The organism is Streptomyces sp. SID3212 (genome assembly GCF_009865405.1).
Lineage (GTDB): Bacteria > Actinomycetota > Actinomycetes > Streptomycetales > Streptomycetaceae > Streptomyces.
On the sequence record NZ_WWJY01001108.1, the window covers coordinates 1 to 11687 of the forward strand.

At 71.0% G+C, this 11687-nt stretch carries 13 protein-coding genes; 5 read left to right on the top strand and 8 right to left on the bottom strand.

Annotated elements, in window-relative coordinates:
* The coding region (locus tag GT042_RS38455; RefSeq protein ID WP_202534415.1) for a hypothetical protein at window positions 1–932 on the bottom strand (932 nt) is incomplete at its 3' end.
* A 259-nt stretch (window positions 933–1191) separates the two neighbouring features.
* Here GT042_RS38455 and GT042_RS39990 point away from each other — a divergent pair.
* Window positions 1192–1914 carry a histone protein gene (locus tag GT042_RS39990; RefSeq protein WP_272925791.1) on the top strand — a complete coding sequence of 241 codons (723 nt, stop codon included), beginning with the start codon at window positions 1192–1194 and terminating at the stop codon, window positions 1912–1914.
* Window positions 1915–1920: 6 nt separating this feature from the next.
* Entirely contained in the window at window positions 1921–2892 is a 972-nt protein-coding gene (locus GT042_RS32920; protein WP_161312350.1) for an SRPBCC family protein, read from the top strand.
* A gap of 57 nt (window positions 2893–2949) precedes the next feature.
* Here the strand turns inward: GT042_RS32920 and GT042_RS32925 are convergent, their stop codons facing one another.
* On the bottom strand, window positions 2950–3732 hold the full coding sequence (locus tag GT042_RS32925; RefSeq protein WP_161312351.1) for an alpha/beta fold hydrolase: 783 nt from the start codon (window positions 3730–3732) through the stop codon (window positions 2950–2952).
* A 139-nt stretch (window positions 3733–3871) separates the two neighbouring features.
* On the opposite strand from GT042_RS32925, the gene GT042_RS32930 reads away from it, so the two are divergent.
* Window positions 3872–5017 (top strand): adenosine deaminase, encoded by a 1146-nt coding sequence (locus GT042_RS32930; protein WP_161312352.1) that lies wholly within the window; start codon window positions 3872–3874, stop codon window positions 5015–5017.
* Between the two features lie 135 nt (window positions 5018–5152).
* Window positions 5153–5467, top strand: a complete 315-nt coding sequence (locus tag GT042_RS32935) for an ATP-binding protein (RefSeq protein ID WP_161312353.1) — start codon at window positions 5153–5155, stop codon at window positions 5465–5467.
* A gap of 175 nt (window positions 5468–5642) precedes the next feature.
* Here the strand turns inward: GT042_RS32935 and GT042_RS32940 are convergent, their stop codons facing one another.
* The 5 genes from GT042_RS32940 to afsQ1 all read right to left on the bottom strand — a co-directional run bounded on the left by GT042_RS32940 (window position 5643) and on the right by afsQ1 (window position 9647).
* Window positions 5643–5846 (bottom strand): PspC domain-containing protein, encoded by a 204-nt coding sequence (locus GT042_RS32940; protein WP_161312354.1) that lies wholly within the window; start codon window positions 5844–5846, stop codon window positions 5643–5645.
* Between the two features lie 92 nt (window positions 5847–5938).
* Window positions 5939–6514: a VanZ family protein gene (locus GT042_RS32945; RefSeq protein ID WP_161312355.1), complete on the bottom strand. Its 576-nt coding sequence runs from the start codon at window positions 6512–6514 to the stop codon at window positions 5939–5941.
* Between the two features lie 102 nt (window positions 6515–6616).
* On the bottom strand, window positions 6617–7228 hold the full coding sequence (locus tag GT042_RS32950; RefSeq protein WP_345944011.1) for a hypothetical protein: 612 nt from the start codon (window positions 7226–7228) through the stop codon (window positions 6617–6619).
* 5 nt (window positions 7229–7233) lie between these two features.
* Window positions 7234–8793 carry a HAMP domain-containing sensor histidine kinase gene (locus GT042_RS32955; protein WP_161312358.1) on the bottom strand — a complete coding sequence of 520 codons (1560 nt, stop codon included), beginning with the start codon at window positions 8791–8793 and terminating at the stop codon, window positions 7234–7236.
* A gap of 176 nt (window positions 8794–8969) precedes the next feature.
* Entirely contained in the window at window positions 8970–9647 is a 678-nt protein-coding gene (gene afsQ1 / locus GT042_RS32960) for a two-component system response regulator AfsQ1 (RefSeq protein ID WP_161312356.1), read from the bottom strand.
* 239 nt (window positions 9648–9886) lie between these two features.
* Between afsQ1 and GT042_RS32965 the strand changes: the two genes are divergently transcribed.
* The gene (locus GT042_RS32965) at window positions 9887–10573 is read left to right on the top strand and encodes a SigE family RNA polymerase sigma factor (protein ID WP_161312357.1); all 687 of its coding nucleotides are present in this window, start codon (window positions 9887–9889) and stop codon (window positions 10571–10573) included.
* A gap of 189 nt (window positions 10574–10762) precedes the next feature.
* Here GT042_RS32965 and GT042_RS32970 read toward each other — a convergent pair whose 3' ends face one another.
* Window positions 10763–11476, bottom strand: a complete 714-nt coding sequence (locus GT042_RS32970; protein WP_345944012.1) for a hypothetical protein — start codon at window positions 11474–11476, stop codon at window positions 10763–10765.
* Window positions 11477–11687 lie beyond the last annotated feature (211 nt).

Genomic DNA, 11687 nt, shown 5'->3' on the forward strand with positions numbered 1-11687 from the left:
ACGTCCCCGGCCGCCTCTCCGGCGCCTGCGCCGACGTCCCCGGCCGCCTTCCCGGCACCCGCGGCCACCTTCCCGGCGCCCCGGCCGGCCTCGCCCACCGCTTCGCCGGCGCCCCGGCCCGCTTCCTGAACCGCTCCACCGGCGCCTTCACCCACGTCCCGGACCGTTTCCCCGGCGCCCCGGACCGTTTCCCCGGCGCCCTGAACCGTTTCTCCCGCACCCCGGCCGACGTCCTGGACGGCTCCTCCGGCTCCTTCGCCGACCTCCTCGACCGCCTCACCCGCCCCGCGGCCCACATGCTCCACTGCTCTCCCCGCCCCGCGCCCGACGCCTTCCACCGCGCCGCCCGCGCCCTGGCCCACCTCTTCGACGGCTTCGCCCGCTCCCCGGCCGACGTGTTCCACCGCGCCTCCGGCCCCGCGTCCGAGTTCCCCGACCGCCTGCCGCGTGCCGGTCCCGACTTCCTGGACCGCCGACCCCACACCCCGGGTGATCTGCTCCAGGATCTGCGGGTTCCGGTCGATCGTGGTCAGCACGCGCTGGAGGATCAGGGCGACGTGGTGCAGCCGGACCTTGAGCTGGGCCTGCGCCTCCACGCCCTTGATGTCCAGTTCCACCCGGCCCAGTTCGACGTCCGCCCCGACATTCAGCTTGAGCAGATCGAGGACTTCGGCCTGGAGTGACACACGCGCCCTGAGATCCTCGACCTGGAGATTGATCTCGTCGACGTGCAGCACCGGCACGTCGAGATAGACGTCGGGTTCCTCGTCGCCCATCGCCTCCCCCTCTTCGGCCACCTCGCCCGCTATTTCCTCGTCGCCGTCGTCCACATACGCGTCGGCGTCGTCGGATTCGGCTTCCAGGGCGTCCGGTTCGGCATTGTCGTACGTCTCGTCGGACGGTTCTTCGGCGTATTCCGCGTCTTTCCCCATGCCCGCAGCACATCCTCGGATCTGGCCCGTTTTCCCCTCCCGGCCATGGTCGCACGATCCGTGCCCGTCCGGAGACTGTCGCTCTGTGTGAGAAGTGGTCGCACTCCGCTCGTCAATCGGCGGAATGGCGTCGACCGTGCATGCCACGCACACTGGAAGGAGTTCCACGGGGGATGCCGGTGTGGACGCGGGCGGGCCCATTCGGGCGCCGAACGTCAAGAGCCGGGCGTACTCGAGGCATTGGAAGGTGGCGTACTCCATGGCGGAGAACAGCAAATTCGCGCTGGGCGCGGCAATCGTGGGTGGCTATGTGCTCGGCCGTACCAAGAAAGGGCGGCTCGCCCTGACGGCCGCCACGTATCTCACCGGCAAGCGAATGGGCGTTTCACCGCGGCAGTTGATCTCCGGGGGAGTGAGCCGCCTCGGTGAGGTCCCCCAGGTCGCGGAACTCCAGGAGCAGGTGCGTACGGAAGGCGCCCAGGCGGCCCGTAAGGCACTCACGTCCGTGGCGAGCAGGGGCATGGGATCCCTCTCCGGCGCCCTCGGCGGGCACGGCCCCAGCTTCGGCGGCAAGGGCGGCAAGGACGAGGAGCAGGAGGGCGACGAAGAGGAGTACGAGGACGAGTACGAGGAGGGGGAGCCGGAGGACTCCGACGAGGAGGAGCCGGAAGAGGCCACCGACGAGGAGACCGACGAGGAGGAGCCGGACGACGAGGAGCCGGACGAGGAGCCGGACGAGGAGGAGGACGACGAGGAGGCGGCCGAGGAGCCCCAGCGCCGTCGCACCCGGTCCCAGCGCCCGGAGCGGCCCGCGCCGAAGAAGCGGCAGCCCGCGCGCCGCGCCCCCGCGAAGAAGTCGGCTCCCGCGAAGAAGACGGCGGCCAAGAAGGGGACCCCGGCCGGAAAGGCGGGGAGGAAGAGTGATCAGCCGTCGGGGAAGGCGGCCAAGAAGACGTCACCGCGCGCCGATCGCCGGAGGTGAACAGCCATGGCCAAGACCGAGCAAGCGATAGCCCGTATGGGCACCGCCGCCGTGGAGAAGATGCGGGGCGAGATCACGAGTTTTGTCGGCGCCCAGGTGGGACATCTCGCCGAGAAGGCCGGGGACAAACTCACGGGTATCACGGGTCAATTGACGGAGATCGCGGAGAACGACGGAAAGCTCCCCTCGATCGGGACGCTCGTCGGCCTCGGTGAGTCGCCTGTGAAGACGCTGATTTCGAGCAAGGCGAAGGACGTGAAGGACAACGTGGTCGACAAAGTGACCGGCGGTGGCGGTGGGAGCGGCGGCAAGGCCGGCGACACCAAAGTCACCAGCGTCATCGAGTCGCTCGACGTGGGTGTCCCGATCAGGACCGCCTACGACCACTGGACGAATTACGAGAAGTTCTCGGGATTCACCAAGGGTGTACGAAGCGTCTCGGCGGACGACGAGACGACCACCCAGTGGAAGGTGAAGGTAGGACCGTCGTCGCGGAGTTTCGAGGCGACCGTTCTGGAACAGATTCCCGACGACCGCATCGTCTGGGAATCCGAAGGCGCGAAGGGATCCACCCACGGCGTGGTCACGTTCCACGAACTGGCGCCTTCACTGACCAGGATCGTCCTGGTCATCGAATATTATCCCGCCGGTTTCTTCGAGAAGACCGGAAACCTCTGGCGCGTGCAGGGGCGCCGGATGCGGCTGGACTTCAAGCACTTCCAGCGGTACGTGACCCTCACCGACGAGGAGGCCGAGGGCTGGCGGGGCGAGATCCGCGACGGCGAAGTCGTCCGCTCGCACGAGGATGCCATCGCCGACGAGGAGGCCGAGGGCGACGAGGACGAGGAAGCCCCCGACGACGACGCCGCCGAGGACGAGCTCGAGGACGACGACGAACAAGACGACGAACAGGACGACGACGAACAGACCGGGGAGTGGGAGGACGACGACGAGGAGGACGAGGAGAAAGCGGGCTGAGTCCGGACGGCCCCGGGCCGCCCCCCCCGCCCGTCCGTCACCCGGACGCGCCGAGGCCTACCGCCGTAAAGACCGCCCGAACCCCGCGGCCAGCGGCATCCGCAACCCCAGCGGAGGCGGAGCCGCCAGCGCGTCCGCGACCGGGCGGGAGTAGGTGCGCGACAGCAGCGCGCCTAGCACGAAGTCCGTGGCCAGGGCCAGGACTTCGCCGTGGTGCTGGCGCAGCGCGTGGCCGTCCGAGTGGACCTCGAAACGGCAGATGTCACGGTTGGTCTTCTTGGCGCGCTCGGCCAGCCGGTAGGACAGTTCGGGATCGGTCCGCGCGTCGTTCGTGCCGTGCATGATCAGCACCTGGCGTCCCACCAGCTGCCGTACCGGCTCCTGTTCGCCCGCCACGTCGTCCTCGGGCAGCCAGGGCGCCATCGCCAGCACCGAGTTGACCGCCGGATGACCGGCGGCCCGCAGCGCCGCCCGGCCGCCCATGCCGTGCCCGACGAGGCACACCGGCACGTCGCCGTACCGCCGCAGGACCTCGTCGGCCGCCCAGCGGGCGTCCGCCGCGAGCCGCGCGTCCACGCCGTTCCAGCCGCGCAGGCCGTACCGCACGACGTGCACCACCAGTCCCTCGCCCGCCCCCGACCTGGCCAGCGACCGCGCGAGCGACATCACCCCCGCGTGCGACACGAGGGAAGGCCGCCGGAGCGAGACCGCGTCCCCCTCCGGGAGGATCAGCACCACCCCGCCCGTCGCCGATCCCGTGGGCGGCGGCAGCACGGCCCGCCCCAGCCGCGCGTGCGGCTCCCCGCGACCCGACCGCCCCTGCCCGTCCTCGCTCGCCATGCGCTCCCCCGGCCCGGGAACTGCCCGCTGTCCCATAACAGAACAGTCTCAGAAGGGCAGGTGTACTCCACCCGTCCGCACGGTCACTGTTACGTATCGACCCCCGGCGATCTACGCGCGTAGGCGCTAGAGTGCGGGGATGACGAGCCAGACCTTCCGTCCGCCCACAGCCGACCAGATCCGCCGCGCCCCCAAGGTCCTTCTCCACGACCATCTGGACGGCGGACTGCGCCCCGGCACGATCATCGACCTCGCCCGCGAGACGGGGTACACGTCGCTGCCCGAGCACGAGTCCGACAAGCTCGGCCTCTGGTTCCGCGAGGCCGCCGACTCGGGTTCGCTGGAGCGCTACCTGGAGACCTTCGCCCACACCTGCGCCGTCATGCAGACCCGTGACGCGCTCGTGCGGGTCGCCGCCGAGTGCGCGGAGGACCTGGCCGAGGACGGCGTGGTGTACGCGGAGGTCCGCTACGCCCCCGAGCAGCACCTGGAAGGCGGTCTCACCCTCGAAGAGGTCGTCGAGGCCGTCAACGCGGGCTTCCGGGAAGGCGAGCGGCGCGCCCGCGAGAACGGCCACCGCATCCGTATCGGCGCCCTGCTCACCGCCATGCGGCACGCGGCCCGCGCCCTGGAGATCGCCGAACTCGCCAACAGCTACCGCGACTCGGGCGTCGTCGGCTTCGACATCGCCGGCGCCGAGGCGGGCTTCCCGCCCACCCGCCACCTCGACGCCTTCGAGTACCTGAAGCGCGAGAACAACCACTTCACGATCCACGCGGGCGAGGCCTTCGGCCTGCCGTCCATCTGGCAGGCCCTCCAGTGGTGCGGCGCCGACCGCCTCGGCCACGGGGTGCGGATCATCGACGACATCGACGTCGCCGAGGACGGCGCGGTGACCCTCGGCCGCCTCGCCGCGTACGTACGCGACAAGCGCATCCCGCTGGAGCTGTGCCCCAGCTCCAACCTCCAGACGGGCGCGGCCCCCTCGATCGCCGAGCACCCCATCGGGCTGCTGCGGAAGCTGCACTTCCGTGCGACGGTCAACACGGACAACCGGCTGATGAGCGGCACGAGCATGAGCCGTGAATTCGAGCTGCTGGTCGAGGCGTTCGACTACGCGCTCGACGACATGCAATGGTTCACAGTCAATGCGATGAAATCAGCATTCATTCCTTTCGATGAACGACTGGCCATGATCAATGACGTGATCAAGCCCGGATATGCCGAGTTGAAATCCGAATGGCTGTTCCGGCAGACGGCTGTGACCAGCGAGTCCGTGGTCTGATCCAGGGAGTACGGGGATCGGGGCGCCACCGGGAACACAGAATTCCGGTGGCGCTCCGGTGTTTGCGGGCGACGTGCGCGCTGGCTACCTTGCAGAGCCGCTCACATTCCCCCTTCCCCAAGGACGAAAACCCAGATGAAGCAGTCCGCTGTCAAGACTCTCGGTGTCGCCGCCCTCGGTGCCGCCCTCGCCGCCACCGCCGCCGCGGGCAGCGCCTCCGCCGCCCCCTCCGTGCCCGACGCGGGCAACGCGCTGGACCTCGTCTCCCGGACGCTTCCGTCGGAGGACATCGCCGAGCAGCTCCCCATGGGCGTCGACGGCGCGCTCCTCGCGGGCCGCAGCGCGCTCAGCACCATCCAGCAGACGGCCCCGATCGCCGTCGGCGCGCTCCAGGCGGGCCCGGCCGCGGGTCTCCTCGGCGGTCTCCCGGTCAAGGGCGCCGCAGTCTGAGGCAGAACCCCCTGGGAGGCAGAACCCTCTGGGAGGCAGAACCCTCTGGGAGGCAGAACCCTCTGGGAGCTGACGCGGCCCTCGGAGGCCGACGCCCCCTCGGAGTCCCCGTACGCGAAAGGGGCGCACACCCGTCGATCAGGGTGTGCGCCCCTTCGGGACTCTCCGCGGCTGTCTACCAGGCGGTGGTCGCGTCCCGCTTCTCACCGGGCAGAAACACCCACAGCGCCAGGTACAGCAAGAACTGGGGGCCCGGCAGCAGGCACGAGACCACGAAGATCACACGCATCGTGGTCGCGGAGGTGCCGAAGCGCTGAGCCAGCGCCGCGCACACTCCACCGATCATGCGTCCCTCTCGGGGGCGGACCAATGCGGCCATGATGAGCTCCTTCACGAGACCGTTCGGGAGTCTGTCCGTCGCAGCTCCCCTTCCTCTCCATGGTGCGCCCGGAGAGAGCGCCGCGCCTCGCTCTACGGGGCCACGCCGACCCTGGGAATCGTCGGGGTCGCCCCCTGAGACGCCTCCTCCCACGGGAGGGGGACCGGGTCATCCCCCCGTGACGAGGGGGTACGGGGGGTGTGGGGGCGCCTCCTGCGGCGCATCCGGGACCGGGTCGCCGGGACGACCGCCAGGTGCGCGAGGGCCACCCCCGTCGTGTTCAGCAGCAGGGAGTCCACGTCGACCACCTGGCCGGGCACCCCGGTCTGGAGCAGCTCGATCGCCAGCGAGATCAGCGCGCCCGCCGCGACCGTACGGGCCAGGGAGGCCCAGGGGGAGACGGCCAGCCGGCCGCCCGCAACCGGCAGCAGCACCCCGAGCGGGGCCAGCAGGAGCAGTCCCTCGGCGATACGGCGGAACGCCTCGACGGGACCGAGCGCGAGATCCGCCCGGATACCCGCGAAGGGTCGCAGGTTCGCCGCGGTGACCCACATGACATCGAGCGGGCGGAGCGTCAGCCAGGCCACGACCAACAGATGCGTGACGAGGAGAACGAGCCCCGCCGTACGGATACGGATGACGGCACTGCCGTCCGGGCCTTGGCGCACGCATCCCAAGACGCCACGCCCGGGACGAACGGTTCCGCTCCGTACCCGGGAACAGCGGGTTGAGACCCGGATCACCCAGAGCTGATCCGACGACCGTCCGCCCTAGGGAGAAGCGGTGACCGGACCCAGGGTCGGTACGGAGGAGTCCGGCCGGCTCTTCGTCTCCTCGCCGCACACGTAGGCGCGCGCCGGATAGTCGCCGGGACCGGCCAGCACGACCTTCCCGTCCGTCGCCGCGCTCTCCGCGAACGTACAGACGATCTGCGCGAGCGCCGCCGCCGGCAGGTCCTCCGGCTGGCGGCTCAGCCGCAGCGTGCCCGCCGGATCGGCGGAGCGCCCCGGGGACACCACCAGCGGCCCCCGCACCTCCGTGGTGAAACCGGCCTCACGCTCGGCGGCCGACGGCCGTGCCTGGAGTTCGTCCAGCAGCACCTGCGCGAGCCGCACGCGGGTGTCCGTGGTCTTCTCGTCCGGCAGCCGCGCGGCACGCTCCACCGACGCCAGCTCGGACGCGCACTCCAGGTACACGCGCACGGGCAGCCCGGGTGAGGCCTGTGTGATCACGTCCTTGCGCGGCACCTCGCACGGCATCCGCGAGGGCGCGGGCCCGGCGTCCACCGGCACCGACGTGGTCCTGATCCCGCACGCCGTGGCGCAGAACGCCAGCGTGAGCACCCCCGCCACCACCGCGCCCGTACGGCGCGTACGGCTCACGCGTGTCACCGTACGTCGCCTTCCTCTCCCGTTTCCCGACCGCGGCCCCCATCTCGGTCCCGGCCCCCATCTCGGTCCCGGCCCCGATCCCGGTCCTGGTCCCGGTCCGCGTCCGCGGTCCTCGAACCGTCCCGGGGCAGCCGCAGCACGAACATCGCACCGCCGTCCGGCACGTTCGCCGCCGTGATGTCCCCGCCGTGGATGTGCGCGTTCTCCATCGCGATCGACAGCCCCAGCCCGCTGCCCTCCGAGCGCGGCCGGGACGCGCTCGCCTTGTAGAACCGGTCGAAGACGTGCGGCAGGACGTCCTCGGGAATGCCGGGCCCGTGGTCCCGTACCTCGATCACCAGTTCGTCGGCCTCGGTCCGCACCGCCACCCCTACCGGCGAACCGCCGTGCTTGAGCGCGTTGCCGATCAGATTCGCCAGGATCACGTCCAGCCGGCGCGGGTCCAGCCGCGCCACCGTGCCGCGCTCCGCGTCCAGATCCACCGCGTCCAGCCAGGCCCGCGCGTCGATGCACGCCGTCACCTGGTCCGCGACGTCCACGTCGTCCAGGACGAGCCGGGCCGTACCCGCGTCAAAGCGGGTGACCTCCATCAGGTTCTCCACCAGCACGTTCAGCCTGCGGGTCTCGCTCACCACCAGCGTCACGGCCGGCGCGATCATCGGGTCGAGGCTGTCCGCCTCCTCCTCCAGGACCTCCGCCACCGCGGTCAGCGCCGTCAGCGGCGTGCGCAGCTCGTGCGACATGTCCGCGACGAAGCGGCGGCTGGACTCCTCCCGCGCGCTCATGTCCGCGACCTTCTTCTGCAACGACTCCGCGGCGTTGTTGAACGTACGGGAAAGCTCGGCCAGTTCGTCCGTGCCCGACACCCGCAGCCGGGTCGCGAACTTGCCCTCGCCGAGCTGCCGCGCCGCCTCGCCCAGCCGCTGCACGGGCTTGAGTACGGTCGTGGCGGCGGCCTGCGCGAGCAGCGCGGACCCGACCAGGGCCAGGGCGGTGGCGATCCCCAGCGACCAGGCGAGCGAGTTGAGGTCGGCCCGCTCCTGGTCCAGGGACTTGTACAGGTAGCCGGTCGGGCCGCCGCCGATCACGCGCGTACCGCCCACCAGATACGGCGTCCCGTGGCGCTCCGTGCGCTGCCAGAAGAGATGGAAGGGGTACTTGTTGCCCGACGTCACCGCCTGCCGCCGGTTCACCGCGTTCCGCAGCGAGGCCGGTACGTCGTCCAGCGTGAAGGTGTCGGGATCGGAGGCGCCCACGATCGGCTTCCCCTCGGCGCGCTCGCCGATCAGCACCACGCTGTAACCGGGGCTGTCGCCCGCCATCTGCTCGGCGGTGCTCTGGAGCTCGCTCTGCTGCGGGCGCAGCGGCAGGTCGGCCGCGCGGTTCTGCATCTCCTGGTGGAAGTCCGTCAGGGCCGCGTCCTGCGTCCGCGTGAGGACCGCCTCGCGGTTGAGCCAGTACGCGATGCCCGACGCGGACACCGCCGCCGTCAGCGCCACCGCCCCGAAGACGACCACGAGCCGCAGCCGCAGGCTGGTCCAGCGCAGACTGGCCATGACGGCCTTCTTCGCGGCACTGCCGCGCGCGACCCGGCTCTCGGGCGGACGGCCGTCCGCCGCGCCGTCGTCCGCCGTACCGCCGCCCGCGCCCTCCCGCACGCCCTCACGGACGCCGTCACGTACGCCGTCACCCACCGGACCGCCGTCCGGGCCGCGCCCCACCGCCACGCCACTCACGAAGGGGCGTCCAGCCGGTAGCCCACCCCGCGTACCGTACGGATCAGGGTCGGCGAGGACGGCACGTCCTCGACCTTCGCCCGCAGCCGCTGCACACACGCGTCCACCAGACGCGAGTCGCCCAGGTAGTCGTGCTCCCACACCAGCCGCAGCAGCTGCTGCCGCGACAGCGCCTGCCCCGGCCGGCGGCTCAGCTCCAGCAGCAGCCGCAGCTCCGTCGGCGTGAGCTGGAGATCCTCGCCGTTCTTCGTGACCGTCATCGCGGAGCGGTCGATCACCAGGGACCCGAACGACGCGGAATCGGTCGACTCACGCTCCCCGCGCCGCAGCACCGCGCGGATCCGGGCGTCCAGCACCCGCCCCTGCACCGGCTTCACCACGTAGTCGTCCGCGCCGGACTCCAGCCCGACGACCACGTCGATGTCGTCGTTGCGCGCGGTCAGCAGGATGATCGGGAGCTGGTCGGTGCGGCGGATGCGACGGCACACCTCGAAACCGTCGATCCCGGGCAGCATCACATCCAGCACGATCAGGTCCGGGCGCTGCTCACGGAGCAGCTTCAGGCCGTCCTCTCCCGTCGCCGCGGTGGCCACACGGTGGCCCTGGCGTGACAACGAGAGTTCGAGGGCCGTGCGGATGGCGTCGTCGTCCTCGATCAGCAGCAGGAAAGGCACGGAGGCCATTCTGTCCCATGGGGGGACCGGAGTTCGACAGTTGGAGCGCTCCCACTGTTCCCGCCCTCTTCGACCGGTGCTTCCACCGGTGCTTTCACCCTGCTTCCACCGCGCTTCCCCCACCGCTCCACGACCCCTGTGACAGGCCTGTGACAGTCGGCGGACAGGTCCATGAAACTGCCCCGGCAATCTCATTGGCACAGGGAAAAGAACAGACTCCAACCGACGGGGGGCGCGAGATGAACGCACTGCACGGCACCACCTCAAGCGCAGTTGTCACGCGTCTCCACGACGTCACGCGGAGCACCGAGAAGTCCGGCGCCGTGAACGGGCGGGGGTGCGTGCGCGGCGCCGGGCGTCAGGTCAAGACCTCGTCCTACATGACGCTGGTCGAGAAGGAGAGCGCGGAAGCCGCGTTCACCGCCTACGTCCAGGAGCGCCGCGCCTCCCTGTACGCCACCGCCTACCACCTGACCGGCGACCGGTTCGAGGCCGAGGACCTGCTCCAGAGCGCGCTGTTCTCCACGTACCGCGCCTGGGACAGGATCAGCGACAAGGCGGCGGTCGGGGGCTACCTCCGCCGCACGATGACCAACCTGCACATCAGCGCCTGGCGCAGGCGCAAGCTCAACGAATACCCGACGGAGGAGCTCCCGGAGACGGCGGGCGACACCGACGCGATGCGCGGCACGGAACTGCGCGCGGTCCTCTGGCAGGCGCTCTCCCGCCTCCCCGAGACCCAGCGCACGATGCTCGTGCTGCGTTACTACGAGGGCCGTACCGATCCCGAGATCGCGGACATCCTCGACATCAGTGTCGGCACGGTGAAGTCCAGCATCTGGCGGTCGCTCCGCCGGCTGCGCGAGGACCAGGTCCTCAGCTTCGGCCGTGACGAGGAAGAGTCCTTCGGCGAACTGGTCGCCTGAGGGCAGTGGGGGGCCTGCCGTCTCGGGGGAGACGGCGGGAAGTGGGGGGAAGCACGGGGGCACGGGGGAAGGCACGGGGGGAAAGGCGAAGCGGCTCGAACAGGTCCGGGGGGTCCTGTACGAGCCGCTTCGTCGCGCTTCGTCGCACCTCTGTGTGTACGGCGTGGTGTACGGGGTGTACGGGCGTGCTCAACGGCCGCCGGCGGTGGGGGCGGCCGTGCTCCCGGCGGGTGCGGTCGCCGGTGCCGGAAGGACCACCGGCGCGGGGAGGGCCGCCGGGTCCGTGAGGGCCGCCGTCCCCCTCGTGACAGCGGCCTCGATACGGCTCAGCGCCTCCGCCTTCGCGCACGGGTGCGCGCCCAGGGCCGCCTGGCGGGCCACGATGCCCCGTTCCGCGCGCATCAGGCGCCAGCCCCGGCGCAGCAGGAACGGAACCGACTTACGGCCCTCCCGCAGATCGCGCACCAGACGGCGGCGGTACGTGGTCGAGGGGCGGCCCCGCAGGCACAGCGCGTCCGCCAGCAGGCCCAGCTCGCCGCAGCGGGCGACGATGTCGGCGGCGAAGATGCCCTCCGCGACGAACACCGGCGCGTGCCCGAGGTCGAACGCCTCCGTGTCCTCGCGTGAGCTGGTCGCGATCGAGTAGACGGGGACGGTCGTACGGCCCGTACGGCACAGCTCCACGATCGACGCGACAGCGGCGTCCGCGTCCCAGGACAGGGGCGAGTCCCAGTCGATGTCCGAACTGCCGGGGACCAGGGGGAGCGTCGGGTCGACGCCCTCCTTGTAGAAGTCGTCGAGGCGCAGCACGGGCAGGCCCGTACGGGCGGCGAGGGAGGACTTGCCGGAGCCGGAGGGGCCGGCCAGCAGCACGACCCGGGTCGGGTGCGGTTGGGGGCTCACGGGACACCAGTCTGGCGTACGGACCGCCGGAGGGGATCCCCGGGGAGGGTTCGGGATGAATTGTTGGTGTCGGAGAGGGCCGGTCAACTACGCTACGTGTCATTCCGACTACGTACACCACTCGGCCAGGCAGGAATCCCCATGGCACGTCACGCAGCCCCTACCTCTCCGCGCCGCGCGCTGCTGCGCGCCGGTCTGACCGTCACGGCGG